Origin of the sequence: Acerihabitans arboris (assembly GCF_010131535.1) — a bacterium.
In the GTDB taxonomy this organism is placed as follows: Bacteria; Pseudomonadota; Gammaproteobacteria; order Enterobacterales; family Enterobacteriaceae; genus Acerihabitans; species Acerihabitans arboris.
Genome location: NZ_WUBS01000003.1, coordinates 20,260 through 44,763, shown reverse-complemented (window position 1 = coordinate 44,763; position 24,504 = coordinate 20,260). Strand labels below are relative to the sequence as shown.

Annotated in this window: 24 protein-coding genes and 2 pseudogenes; 12 read left to right on the top strand and 14 right to left on the bottom strand. The window is 53.1% G+C overall.

Annotated elements, in window-relative coordinates; translation table 11 throughout:
- The first annotated feature begins 139 nt into the window (after nucleotides 1–139).
- A complete protein-coding gene (locus GRH90_RS04640; RefSeq protein WP_162364739.1) occupies nucleotides 140–1,348 on the top strand; it encodes a multidrug effflux MFS transporter in 1,209 nt (402 codons plus the stop codon).
- Nucleotides 1,349–1,635: 287 nt separating this feature from the next.
- Here GRH90_RS04640 and GRH90_RS04635 read toward each other — a convergent pair whose 3' ends face one another.
- On the bottom strand, nucleotides 1,636–2,049 hold the full coding sequence (locus GRH90_RS04635; RefSeq protein WP_218586213.1) for an MFS transporter: 414 nt from the start codon (nucleotides 2,047–2,049) through the stop codon (nucleotides 1,636–1,638).
- A gap of 43 nt (nucleotides 2,050–2,092) precedes the next feature.
- Between GRH90_RS04635 and GRH90_RS04630 the strand changes: the two genes are divergently transcribed.
- The gene (locus GRH90_RS04630) at nucleotides 2,093–2,512 is read left to right on the top strand and encodes a hypothetical protein (RefSeq protein ID WP_162364737.1); all 420 of its coding nucleotides are present in this window, start codon (nucleotides 2,093–2,095) and stop codon (nucleotides 2,510–2,512) included.
- A gap of 160 nt (nucleotides 2,513–2,672) precedes the next feature.
- Here the strand turns inward: GRH90_RS04630 and GRH90_RS04625 are convergent, their stop codons facing one another.
- The 4 genes and pseudogenes from GRH90_RS04625 to GRH90_RS04610 all read right to left on the bottom strand — a co-directional run.
- Complete coding sequence (locus GRH90_RS04625; RefSeq protein ID WP_178113014.1) at nucleotides 2,673–3,119, bottom strand: hypothetical protein; 447 nt, start codon at nucleotides 3,117–3,119, stop codon at nucleotides 2,673–2,675.
- Nucleotides 3,120–3,326: 207 nt separating this feature from the next.
- Complete coding sequence (locus GRH90_RS04620) at nucleotides 3,327–4,319, bottom strand: aldo/keto reductase (RefSeq protein WP_162364736.1); 993 nt, start codon at nucleotides 4,317–4,319, stop codon at nucleotides 3,327–3,329.
- 53 nt (nucleotides 4,320–4,372) lie between these two features.
- Nucleotides 4,373–5,107 (bottom strand): SDR family oxidoreductase, encoded by a 735-nt coding sequence (locus GRH90_RS04615; protein ID WP_162364735.1) that lies wholly within the window; start codon nucleotides 5,105–5,107, stop codon nucleotides 4,373–4,375.
- Between the two features lie 30 nt (nucleotides 5,108–5,137).
- A pseudogene (locus GRH90_RS04610) lies at nucleotides 5,138–5,500 on the bottom strand (aldo/keto reductase); the annotation flags it as partial.
- A gap of 444 nt (nucleotides 5,501–5,944) precedes the next feature.
- On the opposite strand from GRH90_RS04610, the gene GRH90_RS04605 reads away from it, so the two are divergent.
- The 4 genes from GRH90_RS04605 (at nucleotide 5,945) to GRH90_RS04590 (ending at nucleotide 10,180) form a co-directional block, all read left to right on the top strand.
- On the top strand, nucleotides 5,945–6,718 hold the full coding sequence (locus GRH90_RS04605) for a carboxymuconolactone decarboxylase family protein (protein ID WP_162364734.1): 774 nt from the start codon (nucleotides 5,945–5,947) through the stop codon (nucleotides 6,716–6,718).
- A 71-nt stretch (nucleotides 6,719–6,789) separates the two neighbouring features.
- Complete coding sequence (locus GRH90_RS04600; RefSeq protein WP_246235892.1) at nucleotides 6,790–7,827, top strand: alpha/beta hydrolase; 1,038 nt, start codon at nucleotides 6,790–6,792, stop codon at nucleotides 7,825–7,827.
- A 120-nt stretch (nucleotides 7,828–7,947) separates the two neighbouring features.
- A complete protein-coding gene (locus tag GRH90_RS04595; RefSeq protein ID WP_162364732.1) occupies nucleotides 7,948–9,003 on the top strand; it encodes an alpha/beta hydrolase in 1,056 nt (351 codons plus the stop codon).
- Nucleotides 9,004–9,037: 34 nt separating this feature from the next.
- Nucleotides 9,038–10,180: an MBL fold metallo-hydrolase gene (locus tag GRH90_RS04590; protein WP_162364731.1), complete on the top strand. Its 1,143-nt coding sequence runs from the start codon at nucleotides 9,038–9,040 to the stop codon at nucleotides 10,178–10,180.
- Between the two features lie 201 nt (nucleotides 10,181–10,381).
- Here GRH90_RS04590 and GRH90_RS04585 read toward each other — a convergent pair whose 3' ends face one another.
- Nucleotides 10,382–10,750, bottom strand: a complete 369-nt coding sequence (locus GRH90_RS04585; RefSeq protein ID WP_162364730.1) for a helix-turn-helix domain-containing protein — start codon at nucleotides 10,748–10,750, stop codon at nucleotides 10,382–10,384.
- A 149-nt stretch (nucleotides 10,751–10,899) separates the two neighbouring features.
- Entirely contained in the window at nucleotides 10,900–11,154 is a 255-nt protein-coding gene (locus GRH90_RS04580; protein WP_162364729.1) for a YdgH/BhsA/McbA-like domain containing protein, read from the bottom strand.
- Nucleotides 11,155–11,690: 536 nt separating this feature from the next.
- On the opposite strand from GRH90_RS04580, the gene GRH90_RS04575 reads away from it, so the two are divergent.
- On the top strand, nucleotides 11,691–12,701 hold the full coding sequence (locus tag GRH90_RS04575) for a zinc-dependent alcohol dehydrogenase family protein (protein WP_162364728.1): 1,011 nt from the start codon (nucleotides 11,691–11,693) through the stop codon (nucleotides 12,699–12,701).
- Nucleotides 12,702–12,893: 192 nt separating this feature from the next.
- Complete coding sequence (locus tag GRH90_RS04570) at nucleotides 12,894–13,658, top strand: SDR family NAD(P)-dependent oxidoreductase (RefSeq protein ID WP_162364727.1); 765 nt, start codon at nucleotides 12,894–12,896, stop codon at nucleotides 13,656–13,658.
- A 62-nt stretch (nucleotides 13,659–13,720) separates the two neighbouring features.
- On the opposite strand, the gene GRH90_RS04565 is transcribed toward GRH90_RS04570, so the two are convergent.
- The 5 genes and pseudogenes from GRH90_RS04565 to GRH90_RS26805 all read right to left on the bottom strand — a co-directional run.
- On the bottom strand, nucleotides 13,721–14,944 hold the full coding sequence (locus GRH90_RS04565; RefSeq protein ID WP_162364726.1) for an aldo/keto reductase: 1,224 nt from the start codon (nucleotides 14,942–14,944) through the stop codon (nucleotides 13,721–13,723).
- Nucleotides 14,945–15,078: 134 nt separating this feature from the next.
- Entirely contained in the window at nucleotides 15,079–15,573 is a 495-nt protein-coding gene (locus GRH90_RS04560) for a (R)-mandelonitrile lyase (protein ID WP_162364725.1), read from the bottom strand.
- 75 nt (nucleotides 15,574–15,648) lie between these two features.
- Nucleotides 15,649–16,233 (bottom strand): flavodoxin, encoded by a 585-nt coding sequence (locus GRH90_RS04555; protein ID WP_162364724.1) that lies wholly within the window; start codon nucleotides 16,231–16,233, stop codon nucleotides 15,649–15,651.
- A gap of 15 nt (nucleotides 16,234–16,248) precedes the next feature.
- Nucleotides 16,249–16,470, bottom strand: a complete 222-nt coding sequence (locus GRH90_RS26810; RefSeq protein ID WP_446678246.1) for an aldo/keto reductase — start codon at nucleotides 16,468–16,470, stop codon at nucleotides 16,249–16,251.
- A 3-nt stretch (nucleotides 16,471–16,473) separates the two neighbouring features.
- A pseudogene (locus tag GRH90_RS26805) lies at nucleotides 16,474–16,701 on the bottom strand (aldo/keto reductase); the annotation flags it as partial.
- Between the two features lie 249 nt (nucleotides 16,702–16,950).
- Here GRH90_RS26805 and GRH90_RS04545 point away from each other — a divergent pair.
- From GRH90_RS04545 to GRH90_RS04530, 4 genes are all read left to right on the top strand, one after another.
- The gene (locus GRH90_RS04545) at nucleotides 16,951–17,865 is read left to right on the top strand and encodes a LysR family transcriptional regulator (RefSeq protein ID WP_162364722.1); all 915 of its coding nucleotides are present in this window, start codon (nucleotides 16,951–16,953) and stop codon (nucleotides 17,863–17,865) included.
- Between the two features lies 1 nt (nucleotide 17,866).
- Nucleotides 17,867–18,760 (top strand): LysR family transcriptional regulator, encoded by an 894-nt coding sequence (locus GRH90_RS04540; protein WP_162364721.1) that lies wholly within the window; start codon nucleotides 17,867–17,869, stop codon nucleotides 18,758–18,760.
- Nucleotides 18,761–19,214: 454 nt separating this feature from the next.
- Nucleotides 19,215–20,606 (top strand): NAD-dependent succinate-semialdehyde dehydrogenase, encoded by a 1,392-nt coding sequence (locus GRH90_RS04535; RefSeq protein WP_162364720.1) that lies wholly within the window; start codon nucleotides 19,215–19,217, stop codon nucleotides 20,604–20,606.
- Between the two features lie 45 nt (nucleotides 20,607–20,651).
- Nucleotides 20,652–21,749: an oxidoreductase gene (locus GRH90_RS04530; protein ID WP_162364719.1), complete on the top strand. Its 1,098-nt coding sequence runs from the start codon at nucleotides 20,652–20,654 to the stop codon at nucleotides 21,747–21,749.
- Between the two features lie 59 nt (nucleotides 21,750–21,808).
- On the opposite strand, the gene GRH90_RS04525 is transcribed toward GRH90_RS04530, so the two are convergent.
- Nucleotides 21,809–22,855 carry an NAD(P)-dependent alcohol dehydrogenase gene (locus GRH90_RS04525; protein WP_162364718.1) on the bottom strand — a complete coding sequence of 349 codons (1,047 nt, stop codon included), beginning with the start codon at nucleotides 22,853–22,855 and terminating at the stop codon, nucleotides 21,809–21,811.
- A gap of 279 nt (nucleotides 22,856–23,134) precedes the next feature.
- Entirely contained in the window at nucleotides 23,135–23,965 is an 831-nt protein-coding gene (locus GRH90_RS04520) for an oxidoreductase (protein WP_162364717.1), read from the bottom strand.
- Between the last annotated feature and the right edge of the window lie 539 nt (nucleotides 23,966–24,504).

Below are 24,504 nucleotides of genomic sequence, written 5' to 3'. Positions count from 1 at the left end.
ATCTATTCATGAATTTCACTCATAGCCGTATTATATTTTCATAAGGTTACCTGACACTTGTTTAAGACTAGAATAACAATCTTCGCAATATAAGGTAAGTACGCCTGTGAACTCGTTATTAACACTTAAACAGAGCATTATGAATAAAACAAAAAGGCGCGTGCTTGTCGCAACTCCTCAAAATACCGGACTGCTATTTATCGTCATTCTGAGTGCTTTAATGGCATTTACATCGTTGTCTACTGATATTTATCTACCGGCGATGCCAGCCATGTCAGCCGATCTTCACGGTAGCGCGGAACTGACCATCACCGGATTTTTGATTGGTTTTACAATTGCCCAGCTTGTTTGGGGACCAATAAGCGATCGTCTGGGGCGGCGTCTGCCGTTATTTATCGGCATGGTGCTGTTTGTGATCGGTTCCATTGGTTGCGCCCTGTCCCAGGATATAACACAAATTGTTTTTTGGCGGGTATTCCAGGCTATGGGTGCCTGTATTGGCCCCATGCTGGCACGTGCCATGATTAGGGATTTATTTACACGCACCCGTGCTGCGCAAATGCTGTCGACGCTGATGATGATTATGGCCATCGCACCTATAATTGGCCCGCTGCTCGGTGGACAGATTGTCAGGGTGGCCTCCTGGCACGCCATTTTCTGGTTACTGGCCATTATAGGGACACTGATGTTTATCTCTTTGTGGTGGTTACCGGAAACGCTTCCTGTAGAAAGACGGGTCAAAGCCTCCATTGGCAGTGCCTTTGGTAATTATTTTTCTCTTTTGAAGAATTGGAAATTCATGCGTTATACGCTGTGCGTGACTCTCTATTATGTTGCAGCCTATGCCTTTATCACCGGCTCGCCGTTTGTTTATATCAGTTATTACCAGGTTGATCCTCAGCATTATGGCTGGCTGTTTGCGGTAAATATTATTGGACTGATGGGTATCAGCGCTTTTAACCGTAAGCTGGTACAACGGCACAGACTTGAAACACTGCTGAAAATAGCCATAATGATTGCCGCCACTGCGGCAGTGATATTGGCGCTGGCCACAAAATTACAGGTGGGCGGTATCGTACTTATTGCTGTCGCCGTTTTTATCTTTTTCTCAATGAACGGGATTATTGCTGCGACGTCAACTGCCGCAGCAATGGATGAAGTTCCGGAGATTGCAGGTTCAGCCTCGGCATTGATTGGCTCATTACAGTATGGAAGTGGGATTATTTCCTCACTACTGTTGGCGTGGATGAGTGACGGCACACCCTGGACGATGGCCTGGATCATGGCGCTATTTACAGTGGCCAGTGCCCTCATGGTCATAAAAAAAAGCCAGCGAAGCGCAGCATAAACCAACCGGGGAGTCGATGACGAAGTGGCTGCAGGTGCCACCTCATTACGATCACCGAAATAAGCAATATCAGCTCGTTGAACCGTTATTGAAATAGATAATCCAGCACTGTAAAAGAACCGCACATGATAGGAGTGCTCAAGACTTGGAGGAGATGAACTGGGCGGTTCCCTAGGCCATCGTTGTGCCGATGGCCTAGGGGCGCGAGAAAAAGTAGCGGTCATATACGAACGAAACCCGGGTCGGCCCGCAGAACAGACAGAACGCCACCAGCGGAAGGACAGGATCTAACGTTTAAGGCGCAAGGCGCATAATCCGGCGATAACCAGCGACAGGATGAGGACGCATTCACCCATCACAAAGCTCCCGGTTTTATCAATTAAGTATCCCACGGCGAACGGTCCGACAAAGCCGCCCAGATTGCCGATGGCATTGATAAAACCCATGGAAACCGCCAATACATCCTCGGCGGCATAAGAGCTTAAGGCCGCCCAATAAACTGAGTAACAATAGATAAACCCTAAACCTAAACTTAACGTCAGCAAAGCCATTACCGGAAAGGCGGAACCCAGTGAGACTGATATGGCAAGGAAAAGAGCGCCGATAAAAATGGGTATCGCCAAATGCCATTTATAATCGCCCGTTTTATCCGAATGATAAGAGTTAATCATCGAGCCAACGGCGGCGAAGATCCAGGGCACAGCGACGAGCCATTCCACCGCCGTAATACTGCTGGAGGTGGAGATGGATTTTATCGTGGCGTATCCCATCGCACGTTTTATCCCAGCCTTGCAGCAGGAACTGGCGGCGCGCTCGCAATGGCAGACGGCCTCTTATAAGGATGCCAACCATCCGCCGATGGTCTGTCTTGCCGGCGGCAAAACGGAGATTGTCGTGCAGCCGGGAGAGAAGGTCATTCTCAACGGGATAGCATCGGATCCCGACAATAATACGCTTGTGGTCCATTTGTGGCAGTATCAAGAGGCGGGCACCTACCCGAATATTGTTGATATTGTCCGCCCATCGGCCCTGGATACCTCATTCACTGTACCGGCGGATGCCCGGCCTGGACAAACAATCCACATGATCCTTGAAGTTAAGCACCGCGCGCAAATGCCGATAACCCGTGATGCAAGGCTGGTTGCGACTATTGCAAATAAATGAGGAGGTAAAAGTTGGGGCAGAGGCCTTATAAGAGTTAGCCTCTGCTCGATTCATTGCGTCAATTGTGATGAATGAGTCTTTCACATTGCCATTGCTTAACGGTGGTGATATTCCGATCAGGTCTGTGTGGTTATACAACTTCAAGTGTGTATCAGGGGGGTCAACCTGATTTGGCCGCCTGTTTCTTTATCTGTTCAAGCGCGGCATTAAATCCTTCCGGCGTGCCGCTTGAGCCGGCAAGTCGGTCCACCTTGACCTGCTCGATAGGCTTGCCGACCACGACCGCGGGGACTGCGGCGGCGAATCGCCGCTGATAGTCCAGGGAAGTCGGGTTGGTAGCATGGGTTTTGACGTCGGCGGAGGTAATGACACCGGCGTGCAGCGTGACGGTGACCGTGATAAACGAGGGCGCATTTCCATATTGCCCGGTAGCGGTATACGTGCCGTCGGCGTAGGCGGTGCGTATGTTTGTAATTTTCCACACTTCAGTGCTGGCGGTAACGGATGAGGCTTGGCGTTCGGCCGCGTTACTGGCCGGCCAGCCAACGGTCATGACGATGGAGGTGGCCATCCACGCCACTGTCGTTACTTTTGTTTTTACGTTCATATCATTCTCTGGCTCTATATGTAACAGGCGAGTTAGCGGGAAACCGCCAGAAGACCGCATCAAAACAGTTTATCCGACAGGGGATCGCTTGTCATAGCGTGGTGCTAAGCGGCTGCAGAGTCGCGATCTCCCGTGATGCACCGATGGCGTCGGATGTCAACATCAGTCCAGCAGACCCCCGCCTCAAAGCAGGAGCCTTTTTTCCCGTTAGAGTCCCGTCATCTTCATGGCTGCTTCAGGCAGCCGCTCACCCTGAACCTCAATTTTTGCGGCTGCCCGGTTGATTTCATCAAGATCAGACGCCGTCAGCGCCACATCAACCGCACCCAGGTTTTCCTCAAGACGGTGGGGCCTGGTAGTGCCGGGGATCGGCACGATCCACGGCTTCTGCGCCAGCAGCCAAGCCAGGGCGACTTGAGCCGGTGTTGCTCCCTTGCGCTCGCCGACCGCTTTGATAAGGTCGACTAAAGCGAAGTTCGCCTTACGGGCTTGCGCAGAAAAACGGGGTACATTGTTACGGAAATCGGTTGGATCGAACGTTGTGTTTTCATCAATCTTGCCGGTGAGAAAACCAGCACCGAGCGGGCTGAAGGGGACGAAACCGATGCCGAGTTCTTCAAGTACCGGTATCAGCTCGGCTTCGGGTTCGCGCCAAAACAACGAATATTCACTCTGCACCACGGTCACCGGTTGTACCGCATGGGCGCGGCGGATTGTCTTCACCCCGGCCTCGGACAAGCCGAAGTGCCTGACCTTGCCTTCGGCAATCAGGTCCCTGACCGCGCCGGCCACGTCCTCTATCGGCACCTTAGGGTCCACCCGGTGCTGGTAGAGCAGGTCGATGTAATCGGTACGCAAGCGCTTGAGACAAGCCTCTACAGCGGCCTTGATATGCTCCGGCCGGCTGTTGGTGCCGCCACGGCGCTCACCGGTTTCCAAATCGATGTCGAAGCCGAATTTGGTCGCGATAACTACCTGGTCACGGATCGGTTGCAGCGCTTCGCCAACCAGTTCTTCGTTGATGAACGGTCCGTAGGACTCGGCGGTATCGAACAGGGTGACACCGCGATCGTGGGCTTCACGGATAAGCTTGATCATTTCTAGCTTGTCTGCGGGTGGACCATACAGGGCACTCATGCTCATGCAGCCCAGGCCAAGGGCTGAAACGTCCAGTTTGTTGCCAAGGGTACGATTTTTCATGGGTTTACTCTGGATATAGGGTTAATGGTAATGTGTTTAGGCAAATTGCTTGATTAGGGCGCAACCTGCTTTACAGGCCGAACAAGGATTTCCTGCACCAAAACACGGGGCGGCTGAGCAAAGGCATAAACGACCGCTTGGGCGACATCCTCGGCATGTAGGGCATCCAAAGCTTCGCGCCGCTCGCGTAGCGCCTGCTCTGGCAGATTGTGGCCAAATTCCGTCCAGACAGCTCCGGGTTCGATAACCGAAACGCGAATACCCTCCGCGCCCAGTTCCTTTCGCAATGTTTCATGAAAGCCGACCACGGCGTACTTGGTCGCGCAGTAGACTGACCAACCTTCCACGCCATAGCGGCCGCCAGTGCTGGATACCGAGGCGATCATCGCGCCGGGACGGCCTTTCAACAGCGGAATGGCCGCATGAGTACAATTAAGCAGCCCGATCAGATTGGTATCGATCATGCCGCGCCATTGTTCCGGTGAACTGTCAGTGAATGGGGCATGAATACCGAGGCCCGCATTGTTCAGGAGCAGGTCGAGCCCGCCGAAAGTGTCTTTTACCTGCGCGAACAGCCATTCGACCTGGCTGTTGTCGGTAACGTCGGTCTCAATGGCCGTCGCCTGGTTCCCAAGCTCTTCCACCAGGGCTTCGATTCGGTCACGACGCCGCGCCGCCAGTACGATATGCACGCCCTCAGCGGCAAGCAGACGTGCCGTGGCTTCGCCGATGCCACTTGATGCGCCGGTAATGACCGCGACTTTACCGTTCAGGTCTTGCATTTGCATATGTTCATCTCCAACATTATATTTACCGAATTAACGCCCGACGCGCGCTTGTAAAGCGGCGGGATAGCGGTCGCCTTGAATCTTGACCTCATTAAGGACATCAGCGATCTTGTTCAAATCGGCTTCAGATAATTCCACCGACGCGGCGCCCAGGTTTTCTTCCAGGCGATGTAGCCTAGTGGTGCCCGGGATCGGCACAATCCACGGCTTTTGCGCCAGCAGCCAGGCAAGAGCAATTTGCGCCGGTGTGACCGCTCTATCCTTGGCGATCTGACCAAGCAGGTCCACTAGCGCCTGATTTGCTTTGAGAGCTTCCGGCGAGAATCGTGGTACCTTGCTGCGAAAGTCGTCACTGCCGAAGGTCGCATCATTTTTGATGGTGCCGGTGAGAAAACTGCATTTAGCTTCTCCAAATGTGCATCACTGCATTTGTATCCTGCTTGTCCAGCATCAGACATCAGAAATTGAGATTAGAATCACTCTCCGTCAGGAATTGCCATCAGCGGCATCACAAAAATTGTTTACCATTAACAACCGAAGTGGCCCCGCCTGTTCCATCCACGAAAAAGATTTACTCTTCTTAAAATCTAGCCTTTAAGCCTGTAAGCGACTAGATAGCAAAATCAGCAAAGACTTTTGAATTCAGCTCATTAATGGCCAAAGAAAGCGACTATCACCCGCTGATTTAGCCGCCGTTGCAATATTTAGCAACCTATAGCAATAGTCATTAATGAATCTCATTCAACAGAACATGCGTAATAGTGCCCTTAATCAAAATAGATTTTGCCCGTAGTATCCAGATGGACCACCACTCGGATTGAACAGGACGTCACTGTCATGAAACTTCTCAGCACGCTGATTCCCACCCTGATGGTTAGCCTGTCGGCGCAAGTTACCGCTCAGGACGTTGTACCGGACACCCCGGCTGCACGTGAGGCCAGGGAGACCGCGCCCCAGCTCTTTGCTTACACCCAAAGCGTGTTGTTTGGCGACCTGTGGAAGCGCACCGAACTGACCCCCCGCGACCGCAGTCTGGTGACCTTGTCCTCATTGCTCGCCAATGGGCAGGCGGCGCAGATGACCTCGCACATCAATTTGGCGCTGGATAATGGGGTGAAGCCCAGCGAAATCATCGGATTGATTACCCACCTGGCTTTTTATACGGGCTGGCCGAATGCCATGTCGGCTGTAGGGATAGCGAAGAGTGTTTTCAAACAGCGCGGCATAACGCCTGATAAGACGCGTCCCGAGTCGTCGGAGCTGTTGCCCGTCGATAAAGCCGCTGAGGCGGAGAGGGCGGCGGCTGTCAAGGAAAATGTTGCGCCGATAGCGCCGGAACTGGCGCGTTATACCGACGATGTCCTCTTCGCGGATCTATGGCGCCAGCCCGATCTGGCGCCGCGCGACCGCAGTTTGATCACGGCGGCGGCTCTTATCGCCCGAGGGCAGCTTGATCAGCTTTCCTTCCACCTGAACAAGGCCAGGGAAAGTGGATTGACGAAGACCCAGGCGGCAGAGGTCGCCACTCAGCTCGCGTTTTATGCTGGATGGCCACGTGCGATGTCGGCCCTGCCGATTATCAAAGCTGTATATGCGCAACCTGATAAGTAATGTGACGAGGAAATAACAAGATGAAAAACCCCTGGAAACAAGTCTGGGCTATCGCGTTGGTCGTGGCTTCTATGGTCGCTGGTTATCATGCGATCGCTGCAGACACAACCCCGCAAAAGCCGCTGGTCATTCAGGCGCAGGGAAGTTTTACCGTCGGCGGGAGTGTGAACACCGCGCCGGGCACGTTTGACCCCAAGAAGCCTATGGAGTCGGCAGGCCAAACCTATCACGGCGACCATCTCTACGCCTTCTATCAAATTCCCGTTCATCCGAGGAAGTATCCGATCGTCATGTGGCATGGGGCCGGCCAATTCTCAAAAACCTGGGAAACCACGGCAGATGGTCGCGAGGGTTTTCAAAACATTTTTCTACGCCGCGGTTTCTCCACGTATCTGATTGACCAACCACGCCGGGGAAATGCCGGCCGCAGCATGGTCGAGACGATAGTCAAGCCTACGCCGGACGAACAAATGTGGTTTAACCAGTTCCGCGTGGGTGTCTGGCCCGAGTATTTTAAGGGCGTGCAATTTGACCGTAGCGCCAAGACGCTCAACCAGTTCTTCAGATCCATGACGCCGAACACCGGGCCGTTCGACATGAATGTCGTTTCTGACGGCGTGTCCGCACTCTTTGACAAGACAGGTCCCGGCATTCTCTTCACCCATTCACAAGGTGGCGGGCCGGGGTGGCTGACCGCCATCAAGAACCGGAATGTCAAAGCTATCGTGGCGTTTGAGCCGGGCAGCAGCTTCATATTCCCTGAAGGCGAGGTACCGGCTCCGATCCCAAGCTCCTTTGACACAGTGCGGGCTGAGGCTATTTCCAAGGATAGATTTATGGCGTTGACGCGTATCCCCATTGTTATTTACTACGGCGACAACATACCCGACAAGCCGACCGATATGCCGGCGCAGGATAGCTGGCGCGCGCGTCTGGAAATGGCGCGCAAGTGGCGCGATGCCGTTAACCGGCACGGCGGTGATGTCACGGTCGTGCATCTGCCCGAGATCGGCATTAAAGGCAATACCCATTTTCCGTTTGCAGACTTGAATAATGTCCAGATTGCCGATCTCGTGTCGCGGTTTCTCTCTGAGAAAAAACTGGACTGATCAAAAAGTACGTGAACTGCAGCGGAGGAACGATGAAAAGCGGAGGCAACGGCCGACGGTCATTAAGGTTCCGAAGATTCTTTACGGGACGCAGCATTTTTAACTTTCAGGAGTATTTACATGAAGTACACAGCTTTGAAGGCCACCCTTTTGGCCGCGATGATCGGTATCTCGGCAGGCAACGCCGGGGCGGCGGACTATCGAAATAACCCGTTTACCCTCGTCTACGATGGCGCCATTACCAAGAATGAGCCGGGCAAGGTCAACATCCATCCGGTCACGTACAAGCTCAATGGCCTGGATATTGCCGCCAACGTCTATACCCCTGCTAACTATGATCCGAAGAAGTCCTATCCGACGGTGGTGGTAGCGCATCCGAACGGCGGGGTGAAAGAGCAGGTGGCCGGTCTGTATGCACAGCGACTGGCTGAGCATGGCTACATCACCATCACTGCAGATGCGACATATCAGGGAGCCAGCGGTGGCGAGCCGCGCAGCGTGGACAAACCGATGTACCGCATCGAGGATATCCACGGCATGGCGGACTACATCACTCAGTATGCCGGCGTTGATGGGAAACGCCTGGGCCTGCTCGGCATCTGCGGCGGCGGCGGATACTCGCTGGCCGCGGCGCAAACCGACAAGCGCTTCAAATCGCTGGCGACGGTGAGCATGTTCAATTCGGGACGGGTTCGTCGCAACGGCTACAATGATTCGCAGATGGACACCATCCAGCAACGCCTGCAGCAGGCTTCCGCTGCCCGCGCCCAGGAAGCGGCCGGCGGCAAAGTACAATATTCGGGAGATGCCAACCTCACCGATGCGCAGATTGCCAAATTGCCGTTTGAACTGTATCGACAGGGCTATGAGTACTACTGGAAGACGTATGCGCACCCTGGTTCGACCTTCAAGTACACCACCAGCAGCCTGCTTGACCTGATGCGTTTCGACGCCACCGACCATATTGATCTGATCCAGCAGCCATTGTTGATGATCGCGGGCAGCAAGGCCGACAGCCTCTACATGACCAAAGATGCGTTCCCCAAGGCCACCGGCGCGAAGGACAAGGAATTGTTCATTATCGATGGCGCAACGCATATCGAAACCTACTGGGTTCCCAAGTATGTGAACTCCGCCATCGGCAAGCTGACAGCGTTCTACGGCAGAACCCTGTGATTCAGGGGCGCCCTTTGTTTCGCGCGGATCGACCATGAGCAAGCTGCGCCGTGCGGGTATTGTCGTCTTGCTGCTGGTGGGTATCTGCATCGCGGGCGGCTACGCTTACCTGCAACAGCCCAAGTTCGGCGCATTGCCTGCAGGCGTTCGTCTCCAGGCGGTGGAGCGCTCCCCCCATTACGTGGACGGGGAGTTCCACAACCTGGTCGACACGCCGATGCGAACCGGGGACAGCGGCTTTGCGTCGAACGTCCTGTCGATGCTGCTGGATCGCAATCCGAACCTGAAGCCTCCGGTAGCCCTGCCTTCCGTCAGGGTCGATCTGAAGGCGTTGCCGCCCGATCAGGATGTGGTTATTTGGCTTGGTCATTCTTCGTACTTCCTCCAGCTCGGTGGCAAGCGGATCCTGATCGACCCGGTGTTCAGCATAAACGCCGGGCCGTTCCCCGGCACCAACGTGGCGTTTGATGGCACCACCCCGTACTCGGCTGAGGATATGCCCGCTATCGATGTTTTGCTGATCACGCACGACCACTGGGACCACCTGGACTATCCCACAGCCAGGGCGATGATGGCCAAAGTCAGGCACGTTGTCGTAGGTTTAGGTGTGGGAACCTATTTTGAAGGTTGGGGTTATTCCCGTGACCGCATTCATGAAGCGGACTGGAATACCACGTTGACGCTTGAGCCGGGACTTGATATTCACGTGTTGCCGGCCCGGCACTACTCAGGCCGGATGTTCACGCTCAATAAGACCCTATGGGTAGGTTATGCGCTGCAAACGCCGACGCGCAGGCTATTTTTCAGTGGCGACAGCGGGTACGGCCCGCATTTCCCGGACATCGGCAAGCGGTTTGGTGGATTCGATTTGGTTGCCCTGGATAGCGGCCAGTACGATCCGCGCTGGGCTTACATCCATATGTTCCCGGAGGAGGTCGCACAGGCGGCGCAAGATCTTGGGGCTCAGGCTCTGCTTCCTGGTCATATAGGCCGGTTCAGCATTGCCGCGCATGACTGGAATGAACCCTTTGACCGTATAGTAAAAGCCAGCGCGGGACGTCCTTATACATTGCTTACGCCGCGCATCGGTGAACCCGTTATCCTTGCGAACAAAACACAGCGGTTTTCTCAGTGGTGGGAAGGAGTTGCTTGCGTCAGCTTATTGAAAAAGATGTAGATATTTATAAATTTGATATGGCAGATCAAGACCTTGACCCTATAGGCAACGTCGCAGTGAACACGCCAGGGCTGTTTTGCACTAACAGGTTAAGCCGTTTCCCGGCAGGGTAAAAAAACATCTCTGCCGATATCAAATGATCTTTCTGCTAAGCATATAATGGAATATTTATCGCTGTTTGCCTGAGTTGCAGCCAAGCCGCTAAATTACATCGTTTGCAGGAGGATTTGAACAGTGCGTGGTGAGATGTATACGGCGATAAGTGCCTGGAGGGATGCTGTATTTTTTGACAAAAGCGCGAGTGAATGATTGCTGAGATTCAAATCCATAGTGGCATAATATATTAATAATAGGTTGTTTAGTACCAATAAGATCGTTAGCGGCTAAGTCTAATTTTTTGTCACGGATAAAGCTACCTAAACTTTGCTGTGTTACCTGAAGGAAAATTCTTTGCAGATGCCGTTTTGAATAGCCGGATTTTACTGCTATATCCTCAATTTTCAACGGCTTTGAGATATTATCCTCAATCCATTCAAGTAAATCCATAATAATTATTTCTTGTCTGATCATCGTTGGCGCCTTTTGCGAGGTCATTAGTATCGCATACAGACTTATATAATATAAAACCGCAGCGTTACATATAAAAAATAGCGATTCATATCCAAATTTTGATATTTAAAATGTTACATTTAGGTGAGTAACCCCCTGCAAATTATTACTTACTTGTATATGTTCGCGACGCCATAAAGTTTATTCTTACCGCCGGCGGCGACAATTTTGAAGGAACTTGCTCCTTCTTTATCTGCTTTCTTAGAAAATTGCTCGGTCAAATTATCAAGTGTACATGCACCCTCAGCAGAAATGGCGCCGATTTTTTGCTGACCGAGTGTTTTTTCAGTTTGAATTGCAGCGCTAGCTGTGCTTAGTATAAAATATGAACATAAAATGATAAATGCGATTTTTGTATGCTTCATGAATACCTCAAATATGAATTCTTCGATTAATAGTGCAAGAAGTTACGTCAAAGAATGATATCAAATAAAATTATTTTTGATTAGTAAGGTAAACATGCAAGCATTTGTGAGTAATATTCATCAATCATGCTTTATTCGAAAATGACCTAACGGGAACGTTCGCAGGGGAATTAAATTGCTTTAAAATAAGTTATATTTTTTGTTGGTCATATGCAAAATTACAGTCAAAATTAGAAATCATCTGGCTTGATATGAATATTTTGAATATCTAAAATCTCAAAAAAATTCTCAGACAAGTAATCAATGTAAGATATAAATTATGAAAATGAATAATTTATGAAAATAATTCACAAGTATATGCAATAATATCACATATACAAAAAATCATTCATCATGTATAGCTTATTAAGATCCTATGGTCTTTAATGCGCCCTGCTTCAGAAGTATAAGATTTTATGACCTGGGGGGACTGATTTTACGCTTAGATAAGTTCGGCATAATTATCTATATAAATGGCAATACAAAAGGTTGATCTTATGAAGTCTTATCGTTTGGTTGATTTTAGAAGCTTGGACGATCTTCAACTTTATGAAGAGAATACCCCTCAACCGCAAAGAGGCGAAGTATTAATCAGGGTCCGGGCTGTCTCATTGAATTATCGTGATATTGCCATGTTAGGCAATACATATCCTTTAAGCCATCGTAAGGGCTTGGTGCCAACCAGTGACGGAGCGGGGGAGGTGGTCGAAGTCGGGCCTGATGTGGAAGATTTCAAAACTGGCGATCGGGTGGCGGGTATTTTCCACGCACGGTGGTTTGGCGGCCGGATGCCGATCTATTCGAATCAGCGTGGTTATGGCAGTGAGAACGATGGCTGGCTTTGCGAATTTAAAGTGGTCAGCCAGGAAGCCATTGTCCGCATTCCTGACAATCTTTCCTTCGAGGAGGCGGCGACCCTGCCATGCGCAGCTGTTACGGCATGGAATGCTTTGTGTGGCACTTCGCAAATACGCGCTGGACACAGAGTACTTATTCAAGGAACCGGCGGCGTCTCTATCTTCGCTTTGCAGTTTGCAAAGGTTCTTGGCGCCTCGGTCATTGCAACAACCTCAAGTGTTGCCAAGGCGGAGCGATTACGCCAGTTTGGTGCCAGCGAGGTTATCAATTACAAGGAAGAACCCCAATGGGGCAAGCGGGTGCGGGAATTGACGCATGGTAAGGGGGTTGATCTCATTGTGGAAGTGGGCGGGCCGGGAACGATTGCCGAGTCTCTTCGTGCGATTGCTCCCGGCGGTGAAATCGCATCCATTGGTTTTTTAAGCGCCCAAGGCGAAGGCATAGATTTTTTTGCGTTATTTGGCAGTCTGGCGACTTTCAGACCGTTTTCAGTTGGCAGCCGTGAAACGCTCGAAGATGTTTGTGCGGTAATGACGATGTCCAACATCAAGCCAGTGATTGACCGTATTTTTGAATTCAACGATGCCAAGGCAGCCTATGCCCATCTCGGTAGTGGTTCGCATTTCGGCAAGATTATCATTCGTTGCTGAATGAGCCAGACTTTTAACCGTAGTTAACTATAACAATGCGGTGAAATTTTATTAATTAATCCCTAGGTGAAATTAATATCTTCTCGTGAGCACTGGTCAGGTAAATAATTATAATTGATTTATTTACCTGACCAGGATGGTGCGGGTGAATTCATTCTTTGCGTGCTGGTTAATCAACAGGAGTAATAGCATATGAGCAGTGAACTTGCTGGAAAAACAATAATTGTCACCGGGGCCGGCAGCGGCATCGGTAAAGCTTCCGCCAGACTCTTTGCCATGGCAGGGGCTTATTTGCTGCTTGCGGATGTGAACGTTAAAAATGGGGAATCTTTGGCCAATGAGCTGACGGCAAACGGTAAAATGGCGCGATTTATTCGTACCGATGTGTCCTCAGAGGATGATGTCCGTGCAATGGTGGACGCCGCGCTTGATAGCTTTAGCCGTATCGATGGGGCTTTCAACAATGCTGGCGTCGGTTATTCCAATAAGCGTTTGCACTTGGTCGAACAGGCCGAATGGCATCATACATTAGGTATCGATCTCACCGGCGTATTCCTATGCATGAAGTATGAAATAGCGGCCATGCTGAAGACAGGCGGCGGATCGATCGTTAACACGGGCTCCGTTGCGAGTATCCTCGCGCTTCCTGCCGCTCCCGAATATGTTACTGCCAGGCACGGTATTCTTGGGCCGACCCGCAGCGCGGCGCTTGATTATGGCAAGGATAAAATCCGGGTTAACGTTATTTACCCTGGAGCAACGGATACGCCGATGATTAATGTTCAGCAACAGAAAAGAATAGCGGCCCAGGAAAAGGGCACCTCACATCAGCCGGTACTTGGCCGTTCAGGTTCCGCTGAAGAAGTCGGACAAGGCGCACTATGGCTGCTTTCTGATGCCGCATCGTACGTTACTGGCTCTGCCCTGACCGTTGATGGCGGTTTTACTCTGCAATGATGATTAGATACCCTCATCCAGAAATTGACTTATGCCGTCACGAGCCCGAACGCGAAGTTTCGTTAATGCTCCGGCGGCGCTTCCACGTCTGACAATGCGAGAACGCCTTTTGAAAGCCGGTCGCCTTGGATCTTGATTGAAGCCACCGAAGCGTTGAGCTCGCGCAGTTCATCGGGAGTGAACCTAATCGCGGCGGCGCCAAGGTTTTCTTCCATATGGGCGATCTTGGTGGTGCCAGGAATCGGAACAATCCAGGGTTTCTGCGCCAACAGCCACGCCAGCGCGAGCTGGGCCGGTGTCGCGTTCTTACGTTCAGCCCAGGTCTTCACCACGTCCACCAGCGCCATGTTGGCGCGCAGGGCATCGGGGGCAAAGCGGGGGACTGTCGCACGAAATTCCCGCGGACCGTCCGGGACGAAACGCGTATCGGCCGTTATCTTGCCGGTGAGAAAACCCATGCCAAGCGGACTCCAGCAGACAAAGCCGATGCCCAGTTCCTCGCATACCGGCAGGACTTCCGCCTCCGGTCCGCGCCAGAGCATGGAGTACTCGTTCTGGATCGCCGTCAGCGGATGTGCCGCATGCGCACGGCGGATGGTCTGGATGCCGGGCTCGGAGAGGCCGTAATGCAGTACTTTGCCCTCGGCGATCAGATCTTTTATCGCGCCGGCCACATCTTCGATCGGCACGGCCGGGTCGACGCGGTGCTGGTAGAGCAGATCGATGTGATCGGTGCGCAGACGCCGCAACATGCCCTCGACCACGAGCTTGATGTGTTCCGGCCGGCTGTTGAGGCCGCCGAGCGGCTTGCCCGTCTTCTGATCGAAGTTCCAGCCGTACTTGGTCTCAATGACCACCTTGTCGCGGATGCCCTGCAACGCCTCACCGACAATTTCCTCGGAGATGAAGGGTCCATAGGCTTCAGCGGTGTCGATAAGCGTAATCCCACGATCAACTGCCGTCCTGATGAGTTTGATCGCCGCTTTCCGGTCGAGGGTGCTGTGGTAGAAGTCGGATACCGAATCCCCGACCGTACCCGGAACCCATTGGCATCCCAGGCCAATGGAAGAGACTTCAAGTGTGCCCAATTTGCGCCGCTGACTGGCCGGCAGAAAACCGGTAGTGGTGGAGGTATGGATATCTGCAGCGAAAGAGGAGGACGTCATACAGGCAGAGAGCAACCATGGCGCTATGCCCAGGACCGCAGCGGATGCCAGTAGATGACGACGTTTTAGGTTTATTGTTTCACAGTGGCGTGGATCGCGTTTTAAATCACTACGAGACATGAGTCGGATCCTTGAATTCTTCTAAATTATCAGAGTTCCCATCGTGTCGGGTTAGGACCTTCGAAGGCTTTATCGTCCGCCGTTCTCAGTTCGTCACAACTCGATGCCAAAAAAAGAATGACAAAGCACTGTTTCTACTTCGTCGAAGTACGTGATGTCGAGGTTTGATACTGTTCGTCTGATACCTTTTCCAGCCAATCGACCGATTTCCCGTCCAGCGCCTCGGCGATGGCGATGTGGGTCATGCCGGTGGTGGCAGCGGCACCATGCCAGTGCTTGACACCCGGTGGGATCCAGACGATATCACCCGGCCGGATTTCTTGAGGTGATTTGCCCCATTGCTGGACCCAGCCCACGCCGGCAGTGACGATCAAAGTTTGCCCCAGTGGATGGGTATGCCAGGCTGTACGGGCACCCGGCTCGAACGTGACAATGCCGCCACCGGCCCTGCCCGGTGAGGTGGCCTGAAAACGGGAATCCACACGAACCGACCCGGTGAAATTCTTCTCGGGACCGGCGCTGGACGGCTGCGAGCCGACACTAGTGACCGTCACCTCAGGCATCTGTTGGGCTGATACATTTGCAGCAAGAAGCAGCAAAGCGGCGGTATTTAATGCAAGTGACTTCATAGGGGGGCCTTTTAATTCTGCTTGATTGTGTGGATTCTTCCTTTAGCGCCCAGATAGGCTGAAGTAAGCCCGTGGTCAGCTTTTTACCGCTACTCCTTTCAGCCAATCCGCCACACTTTCCATAGTGCGTCTTTCCTGATCCGCCTCCATCTCGAAACCCCTGACTAATCGTGCCTTCGGTGCATGGCTGGCGATGACGGACTGGCTGTTGCCGAACCCATAGCCACCGTGGGTAATGAAGGGGATCAGTGTTTTACCGGACAAGTCATGCACAGATAAGAAGGAGCGGATAACCGGCGGCACGGTCTCTCCCCATACGGGGAAACCAAGGAATACGGTTTCGTAGGCCGCCATATTAGCGACACCGGCCTTAAGAGGGGGCTGAAAACCGCAGTCGCGTTCCTGCCGGGCCTGCTCGACCGTCTCCAGATAATCCTCGGGATAGGGCGAGGCGGGGCGGATCTCGAAGAGGTCGGTCCCGAGCTTACGGTGAATCAGTCCTGCGATGACGCGCGTATTTCCAGAGCGTGAAAAATAGGCCACAAGTATCCGTGAACCCACTTGCCACACTCCGCCACTACTGTTGGTAGTTGTGCTCAATGGAAGGGGTGCCAGTGTGGACATCACCGTCTGATGGATTGACTCATGTTGTATTGCCATTTTGCGTCTCCCGGATTAGCGCCCAATCTGGGCCTGCATTGCAGCGGGATAGCGCTCACCCTGTATCTTCACTTCATTCAGGGCGCCTGCGATCCTGGTCAAATCCGTATCTGAACGGTGTATCGCGGTGGCACCGAGGTTCTCTTGCAGACTGTGCGGCCTGGTTGTGCCAGGGATTGGCACGATCCACGGTTTTTGTGCCAGTAGCCACGCAAGCGCAATCTGTGCCGGCGTGATGCCTTTGTCGCCTACCGAGGCAAGTGCCTCGCCGACCACTTCCTCATTGAGAAAAGGTCCATAGAGCTCAGCCGTATCGAAAAATGTCACGCCGCCGTCCACCGCGGCCCGAATGAGTGAGACAGCTTGCGGGGTATTCGTGGCCGGACCATAGGCGACACTCAAGCCCATGCAACCCAAACCGAGGGCGGAGACTTCAAGCTTGTCCTTTCCTAATGTGCGCTTCTGCATATGCTGTTTCTCCTGTAAAGGTGCATCAACGCATGACCGGCGAAGCCGCACGGCAACGGGCTGACGGAACCGGATACTCGGGTTATCCACAGCGCGTGAGCAACAAAGATGAGGGGCCCTTGATGGCGCTGTTGTGATGCTTTTTTACTATGATCATAACTATAGAGAATGGATCTGGTCGCGACTAGATGGTAAAGTTGGGAAACACTTGTGAGTCATTTTCATGAATAAGGTATAGGGACAAAGGCCATGCCGAGAGATAACTACAGCGATCTATTGGTCTTCATTGCGGTTGCCCGCGAACGAAGTTTTACGCGGGCTGCGGCGCAACTCGGTATGTCCCAGTCGGCGCTGAGCCATACCATGCGTTCCCTTGAGGAAAGAATGGGGGTGCGGCTGCTGACCCGCACCACCCGTAGCGTGTCGCCAACAGAGGTCGGACAGCGATTGATAGATCGCATCGCGCCCCGGTTCGAGGAAATCGAGGATGAAATGACGGCTGTCGGCGAGTTGCGAGACAAGCCTGCAGGCACTATCCGCATCTCTGCTACTGAAAATGCGGCCGAAACCGTACTTTGGCCCCGGCTGGTTAAACTGCTGCCCAGGTATCCCGAGATCAAGGTCGAACTCATCGTGGATGCACGCTTTGCCGATATTGTCACAGAGCGATATGACATGGGTGTACGCCTGGGCAGTGAAGTCGCTCGTGATATGACCGCCGTACGGATCGCTCCGGACATGCGTGTGGCGATCGTTGCTTCGCCGGCCTACCTGACCAGACGTCCCGCTCCCACGACGCCGCACGACCTCACCGAGCATGAATGCATCAATTTGCACCTGATGAGCCACGGCGAGATTTACGCTTGGGAGTTCAAAAAGGGAAAGCAGCAATTGAATGTGCGGGTCGACGGTCAACTGGTTTTTAATAGTACCCGGCAGATTCTGCATGCCGCTCTGGCTGGATTCGGCCTTGGTTATGTGCCGGAGGAAATGGCGCGGTCCTATATCGCTACGGGGCAGCTCATACAGGTTCTGGCAGATTGGAGCCCCACTTTTCCGGGGTATCACCTCTGCTATCCGATACGTCGTCAATCTTCTTCGCGGGCGATGGCGGTGTTGATCGAAGCACTCCGCTACCCTTCAGAGCTAGCGGAGGTTTCCTAGAATGGCACGCAAAAACTTCAGCCAGGTTCTCGCCTTCATCAACGTCGTGCGCGAAGGCAGCTTTACCCGGGCAGCGGCCCTGCTTGGCGTGACCCCTTCCGCATTAAGCCATGCCATCAGTGGCCTCGAAGCCCAGGTAGGCGTCCAATTGTTGACCCGTACCACCCGAAGTATTTCAACGACCGAGGCGGGGGAACGGCTATTTCTCAACGTGTCGACCCGACTTGAGGAGATCGATGCTGAACTGGGCGTTGTGGACGCGCTTCGTGACAAGCCCGTCGGCACGGTTCGCATTACCTCGGCTGAGCACGCCGCAAATAGCTACCTGTGGCCAAAGTTGTCTAAAATCCTTGGCGAGTATCCCGATATTGATGTCGAGATCACCATCGATTACCAGATGGCGGACATTGTCTCCCAGCGTTACGACGCCGGTGTTCGCATGGGCAACCAGGTGGCAAAAGACATGATTGCCGTGCGCATCGGCCCGGATATGCGCATCGCTGTTGTCGGTTCACCTGACTATTTCGGGAAACGGACAATGCCCAGGACACCGCATGATTTAGCTCAGCACAATTGCATCAATCTTCGGCTTCCGACCCATGGAGGCTTAATGCCGTGGGATTTTGATAAGGATGGGCAGCAGGTCAAGCTTCGTGTGACGGGACAATGGGTATTTAACAACAGTTCGTCCATCGTCAGGGCGGCACTGGCGGGTCATGGCCTGGCTTTTGTCCCCGAGGACATGGTGCTGGAGCATATCGCAGAGGGGAGGTTGATTCGTTTGCTCGACGACTGGTGCGCCCCTTATCCGGGCTATCATCTCTATTATCCGAATCGGCGGGAATTCTCTCCTGCCTTATCTATCATCATCGATGCGCTGCGTTACCAGGAATGATCACGCTGTCTATCCTAAGGTTGACTGCTGGATAATCATTGGACTGGCGCATTGACGGAATTATTTCCTACGTCTATCCAAGTCCGATGCCTTCGAGTTGATACCGAAAAATTTTCATGCCAAGAGCCTAGGCGGCGCCTCCTTTGCGCATAGCGTTGACCATTCATTTATGAATTAGACTCAGTAGCACATTCGGGATTTTGTTCTTAATCGAAGTATTAGGTGCCTGTAACATGTTCCAAGAAAAAAAAGAAAGGCTGAGGCTATCCCCCAATGTGTCGCGATTGCCTTCCAATGCTCAACTCGACTTCTTTGCTTCGTAAAGAAAGCAGCCGTAACGTCAACAAGGCCTCCATGCGTATGGAGAAGTCCGATGTGAGCTATGGCTTTGTGACAGATAGGGTCTCGCTGTCCGCCGCACCGGCGTAATCCCGAATGTCAAGGAGCTTTTATCATGACTTACGCAACGACTAATCCCTATACGGGTGAAACCCTGAAAATCTTCCCCAACGCCACCTATGATGAAGTTGCTCAGGCCTTAGATGAGGGACATGCCGCTTTTCAGGCATGGAAGGCCACGCCTATTGCCGAGCGTGTGGTCATTTTGCAGAAGGCCGCGGATTTGTTGCGGGAAAAACATACGGAATATGCCAGGCTGTTGACCCTGGAAATGGGCAAACTGCTCACCGAAGCTGAAGCGGAAGTCGAGTTATCTGCCGCCATCTTCGAGTACTATGTCGAGAATGCCGAGGCGCTGCTGGCACCAGAGTCTTTGCCTTGTAAGGATAAGGCGATTGTTGAGGCCCGGCTGGTGCACGAACCATTGGGTATTATCCTGGCTATCGAACCATGGAACTTCCCTTATTATCAAATTGCCCGGATCATTGCACCGCAGCTGGCCGTGGGAAATGTGGTCGTGCTTAAGCACGCCTCTAACGTGCCTCAGTGCGCCGATATGTTTGAGAAGTTGATGCTGGAGGCCGGGCTACCCGTCGGTGGTTTCAGAAATCTTTATGCAACTCGAGAACAGCTCGAGACTATCATTAAAGACTCGCGGGTGCATGGTGTGGCGTTGACCGGATCTGAAGACGCTGGTGCGGTGGTGGCGGCTCAGGCCGGCAGGGCGCTAAAGAAGTCCACGATGGAGCTGGGTGGTACGGACGCCTTCATCGTGCTGGCCGATGCCGACCTGGACAGGACGGTCAAATGGGCGGTGTTTGGTCGCCATTGGAACGCCGGCCAGGTGTGCTGCTCGTCCAAGCGCATAATTGTGGTAGATGCCCTCTACCACGAGTTCGTCGAGCGCTACACCGCGGGCGTGGCCGCGCTAAAGGCGGGTGATCCTCTAGACCCGTCGACCACCCTGGCGCCATTGTCTTCACAGGATGCGGCTGAGGGCGTGCGCAAACAGGTCAAACAGGCGGTCTCCCACGGCGCCACTGCCACAGTGATAGGTGCGGAGGTGCCGTCGCAGGGTGCCTTTGTGCGCCCGGTGATGCTCACCGGCCTGACACCGGACAACCCGGCTTACTACTGGGAGTTCTTCGGGCCGGTTTCGCTGATCTTCAGGGCTAAGGATGAAGCCGAGGCGATTGCCATCGCCAACGATTCGCCGTTCGGCCTGGGCGGTTCCGTGTTCACTCAGGACATCGAGCATGGCGTCAAGGTAGCCGAGAAGATTTCAACCGGCATGGTCTACATCAACCATCCGACGGCAGTCAAAGCCGACTTGCCGTTCGGCGGTGTGCGTCGCTCCGGTTATGGACGGGAGCTCATCGGCCTGGGTTTAAAAGAATTCGTCAACCACAAATTGATCGGTGTTACCGATATTGATGGTGCCTTCTGATGCCCGGAGAGAACCTCATCGGCGATAATATACCAGGAGAGAACTATGAGTAACGTAACCTCACCTACCGATAAAATGCTAAACGTGGCGCTTATTGGCTATGGTTTTGCCGGCAAGACATTCCATGCTCCTTTACTGAGCGCTACTCCTGGCCTGCGTTTGTTTGTTGTGGCTTCACGAGATGCGCAAAAGGTCCATGCCGATCTGCCCGATGTTATGGTGATTGCCGATCCGCAACAGGCGATTGCCCATCCAGAGGTGGATCTGGTTGTGATTGCTTCGCCTAATATGACTCATGCATCGCTGGCGCGCTATGCGCTGGAGAAAAACAAGCATGTGGTGGTAGATAAGCCTTTCACGCTGGATATGCAGGAAGCCCGTGAGCTCATCGAGTTGGCGAAACTTCGTCAGTGCCAGTTAACCGTTTTCCATAACCGCCGTTGGGACAGCGATTACCTTGGCGTTCGCCAAGTCATTGAGCAAGGCCATATCGGGCGAGTCGTGCAGTTTGAATCTCATATCGATCGCTTCCGGCCACAGGTGCGCGAACGCTGGCGCGAGCAGAATGTTCCTGGTGGCGGGGTATGGTTTGATATCGGGCCGCACCTGATCGACCAGGTACTGCAATTGTTTGGCCTGCCGGAAAGTGTCCAGGGCAATATTGCCACCCTGCGCGATGACTCAAAGATTAACGACTGGGCGCATGTGGTTTTGAACTATCCTACGCTCCGAGTGGTTTTGCACTGCAGCATGCTGGTGGCGGGGGGCATTTCGCGTTTCAGTGTGCATGGCACAAAAGGCAGCGTGATAAAACAACGAGCCGATTGTCAGGAAAGCCAACTGGTGGGCGGCATGACACCGGGGAGTGCCGGTTGGGGGGAGGACAGTGACGCGCTAACGTTGTATGTCGGTGATGAAACGCCGCGTCAATTGCCTACGCCGGCGGGTGACCAGCGTCAATTCTACCTTCAGGTGCGTGATGCGCTGAACGGTAAAGGCGCAAATCCGGTGCCTCCACTGCAGTCGTTGGCGGTGATGGCGGTACTTGAGGCAGCGGTTCAGGCCTCGGAAAGTGGGCAGAACCACTCGTTGGAGATGAGTGAAACGGAAATGGCAGCGTTGCGTATTGGTCGGGCTGATTAATTAATACCACGCACAATGTTTTGATTGTGCGTGGAGAAAGGGCCAAAACCTGTGTCGTATTACGCCGGCAAAGAGGCCATGTCTATGACAAAGCGATAGCGTACATCCGCATGTTCCATACGCTCGAAAGCCTCGTTTATCTGATCCATACGGATCATCTCGCAGTCAGGCAGGATGTTTTTCTTTGCGCACAAGTCGAGCATTTCCTGGGTTTCGCGAATGCCGCCGATAGGCGAGCCGGCAATCCGGCGACGGCCCAGGATCAATGGCACGGTGCTTGGTTCAGCAAGGGGGCCGACCTGTCCCACCAACACCAGCGTACCGTCGACATCCAACAGCGGCATGTAGGGATTGAGGTCATGCTTGACCGGCACGGTGTCGATAATCAGATCGAAACCAGAGGCGGCCTGCGACATCGCCCCGTCATCCGAGGAGACCAGCAGACGATCGGCGCCCAGGGCAAGGGCATCGGCTTCCTTGTTGGTGGTGCGACTCAATACAGTCACATCCGCGCCCAGGCCGACCGCCAGCTTGACCGCCATATGGCCCAACCCGCCAAGGCCAATCACACCGACCCGGCTGCCAGGACCAACGTTCCAGGTGCGCAGCGGTGAATAGGTCGTGATGCCGGCACACAGCAGCGGTGCCGCCCGTGAAAGATCCAGCCCGTCAGGAACGCGCAGCACAAATTCTTCGCGCACCACTAAATGTTTGGAGTAACCGCCTTGTGTCGGTTCATGGGTAATGCGGTCCAGACCGCAATAGGTGCCGGTATTGCCTTCCCGGCAGAGCTGCTCCTCGCCGTTATGGCACTGGTCGCATTCCATACAACTGTCCACCATGCAGCCCACAGCCACCGCGTCCCCCACCTTATAGCGTGTGACGTCGGGGCCGACTTCGGTCACCCGACCGACAATTTCATGACCGGGAACAATAGGATAGGTTGTCCAGCCCCAATCGTTATGCGCCGTATGGAGATCCGAATGACAGACGCCGCAAAAGAGTATCTCCATGGCGACGTCGTTAGGGCGCAGCGCGCGCCGTTCGAATACAAACGGCGCCAATGGGGTAGTGGTACTGAAGGCGGCATAGCCGGTGGTTTTCATCTGTAAACTCCGTTGTTCTGGATAATGATAATTCAGGAAGAGAACTCATAAAGATCCTAAACTGCCTGCTACTTATTAAATTTGTCGTATTCGGCATTTTAAACATGTCGCATTGTGATCAAAAAATATAAGTACTTTGGGTACTGCACAATAGACGTGATCATGGATAATGCTTGCCTGATCCTCTTAATTGACACCCGAAAGCCAATATAAGAACATTAACAATGCCATTATCGCCGCCCTGACTTGGGAAATAAGTAAGCCGCGGCGGCGGAGATCTCAGCTGGGGAAATCGGTGGTGACACTGATTTTTTCCCAGGCATTCACTTCTGTTAGCTGGGTTTCCAATTGGGAGCGGACATACTTAACGGCATCGCTGCCCAATAGCAGCCTGAAGGGCGCGTCAGCCGCCTCGACGGCTTTAATGATTACCTGGGCGCCGCGTGCGGAATCGCCCGGCTGCTTGCCATGGCTCTCATCCTTTTCTTTGCGGCGCAGCCCAGCTGTATTGGCATAATCGGTGATGACATTCTTTGATTGCTGCAATGAGCGGCCGGCAAAATCGGTGCGAAACGCGCCGGGTTCCACCACTACGACTTTGATACCAAGCGGTGCGATTTCCTTGCGCAGTGCATCGGACATCCCCTCCAAAGCGAATTTGGTCGCCGCGTAATATCCAGACCCTGGCTCGGCGCCTCGACCGGCGATAGAGGAAACGTTGACAATGATACCGTTGCGCCGGGACCGCATGCCGCGCAGTATCGCCTTGATCATCTTCACCGGGCCAAAGAAGTTGGTGGCAAACAGTTCGTCGACATCAGCCTCGTCGCCTTCCTCCACCGCCGCGCGATAACCATGGCCGGCGTTGTTGACTAATACGTCCACCGCGCCAAAGCGGGCTTCAGCCTGACGCACCACCTCGGCGATCTGGGTGCTGTCGGTCACATCCAGCGCCACGGCCAGCGCGGTGTCGGGATAGGATGTGACAATATCCTGAACCTTTACCGGATCCCGCGCGGTAACCACCGCGTTCCATCCACGCTCCAGAACCGCCTGAGCGAGATAGCGACCAAGTCCGGTGGAACAACCGGTAATTAACCATGTAGACATAGAGAAAGTACCTCAGAAAATTGTGTTATCGTTCAGGACGGAAGCGTTTTCTTCCGCATAAACTGCCGCTTTCAAATAATGATGAAGCACCCTTTGAGCAGATTCTTGGGTGGTGGCTGATAAATATCTCTCATTATCAGTTCCGAAAAGAAGGAAGATTTATACTCACAAGAACCTAATCGAGATCCTCAAGATTTTCGAAAAAAAGTGATCACTTGCTTTATATAACAAACTATAGAAGAGTTATTCAGGAACAATTACCCTTATGTTTTACTTGCCGTTATGAGTGATGTTCATGAGTCGTCCTCCGCTAGGATTACGCTATTTTCCGAGCGCCAAGACCATTCCTTCGCATTCATTAATGAGGAACCCCTATCTGTGATATAGCCAGGAAAAGGGACACTATCGCCCAGGAGGTTTAAATGACCATTAATGCACCGCTTTCATTAGCCTATGCGGATTTACGGACTGTTTTATACAGTGTGCGCCTGTTAAATTTAATGCCAGGATAATCGATGAGTTAGCCCGGGAAACGCTGA

What these genes read in the sequence shown, in the direction of transcription:
- GRH90_RS04545 (WP_162364722.1), top strand. Translation starts at nt 16,951, where the DNA reads ATGCCGAGAGATAACTACAGCGATCTATTGGTCTTCATTGCGGTTGCC.
- GRH90_RS04585 (WP_162364730.1), bottom strand. Translation starts at nt 10,750, where the DNA reads ATGATCAGACAAGAAATAATTATTATGGATTTACTTGAATGGATTGAG.
- GRH90_RS04625 (WP_178113014.1), bottom strand. Translation starts at nt 3,119, where the DNA reads ATGAACGTAAAAACAAAAGTAACGACAGTGGCGTGGATGGCCACCTCC.
- GRH90_RS04535 (WP_162364720.1), top strand. Translation starts at nt 19,215, where the DNA reads ATGACTTACGCAACGACTAATCCCTATACGGGTGAAACCCTGAAAATC.
- GRH90_RS04605 (WP_162364734.1), top strand. Translation starts at nt 5,945, where the DNA reads ATGAAACTTCTCAGCACGCTGATTCCCACCCTGATGGTTAGCCTGTCG.
- GRH90_RS04565 (WP_162364726.1), bottom strand. Translation starts at nt 14,944, where the DNA reads ATGTCTCGTAGTGATTTAAAACGCGATCCACGCCACTGTGAAACAATA.
- GRH90_RS04520 (WP_162364717.1), bottom strand. Translation starts at nt 23,965, where the DNA reads ATGTCTACATGGTTAATTACCGGTTGTTCCACCGGACTTGGTCGCTAT.
- GRH90_RS04640 (WP_162364739.1), top strand. Translation starts at nt 140, where the DNA reads ATGAATAAAACAAAAAGGCGCGTGCTTGTCGCAACTCCTCAAAATACC.
- GRH90_RS04595 (WP_162364732.1), top strand. Translation starts at nt 7,948, where the DNA reads ATGAAGTACACAGCTTTGAAGGCCACCCTTTTGGCCGCGATGATCGGT.
- GRH90_RS04560 (WP_162364725.1), bottom strand. Translation starts at nt 15,573, where the DNA reads ATGAAGTCACTTGCATTAAATACCGCCGCTTTGCTGCTTCTTGCTGCA.
- GRH90_RS04540 (WP_162364721.1), top strand. Translation starts at nt 17,867, where the DNA reads ATGGCACGCAAAAACTTCAGCCAGGTTCTCGCCTTCATCAACGTCGTG.
- GRH90_RS04525 (WP_162364718.1), bottom strand. Translation starts at nt 22,855, where the DNA reads ATGAAAACCACCGGCTATGCCGCCTTCAGTACCACTACCCCATTGGCG.
- GRH90_RS04580 (WP_162364729.1), bottom strand. Translation starts at nt 11,154, where the DNA reads ATGAAGCATACAAAAATCGCATTTATCATTTTATGTTCATATTTTATA.
- GRH90_RS04575 (WP_162364728.1), top strand. Translation starts at nt 11,691, where the DNA reads ATGAAGTCTTATCGTTTGGTTGATTTTAGAAGCTTGGACGATCTTCAA.
- GRH90_RS04530 (WP_162364719.1), top strand. Translation starts at nt 20,652, where the DNA reads ATGAGTAACGTAACCTCACCTACCGATAAAATGCTAAACGTGGCGCTT.
- GRH90_RS04615 (WP_162364735.1), bottom strand. Translation starts at nt 5,107, where the DNA reads ATGCAAATGCAAGACCTGAACGGTAAAGTCGCGGTCATTACCGGCGCA.
- GRH90_RS04630 (WP_162364737.1), top strand. Translation starts at nt 2,093, where the DNA reads ATGGATTTTATCGTGGCGTATCCCATCGCACGTTTTATCCCAGCCTTG.
- GRH90_RS04570 (WP_162364727.1), top strand. Translation starts at nt 12,894, where the DNA reads ATGAGCAGTGAACTTGCTGGAAAAACAATAATTGTCACCGGGGCCGGC.
- GRH90_RS04600 (WP_246235892.1), top strand. Translation starts at nt 6,790, where the DNA reads ATGGTCGCTGGTTATCATGCGATCGCTGCAGACACAACCCCGCAAAAG.
- GRH90_RS04590 (WP_162364731.1), top strand. Translation starts at nt 9,038, where the DNA reads ATGAGCAAGCTGCGCCGTGCGGGTATTGTCGTCTTGCTGCTGGTGGGT.
- GRH90_RS04555 (WP_162364724.1), bottom strand. Translation starts at nt 16,233, where the DNA reads ATGGCAATACAACATGAGTCAATCCATCAGACGGTGATGTCCACACTG.
- GRH90_RS04620 (WP_162364736.1), bottom strand. Translation starts at nt 4,319, where the DNA reads ATGAAAAATCGTACCCTTGGCAACAAACTGGACGTTTCAGCCCTTGGC.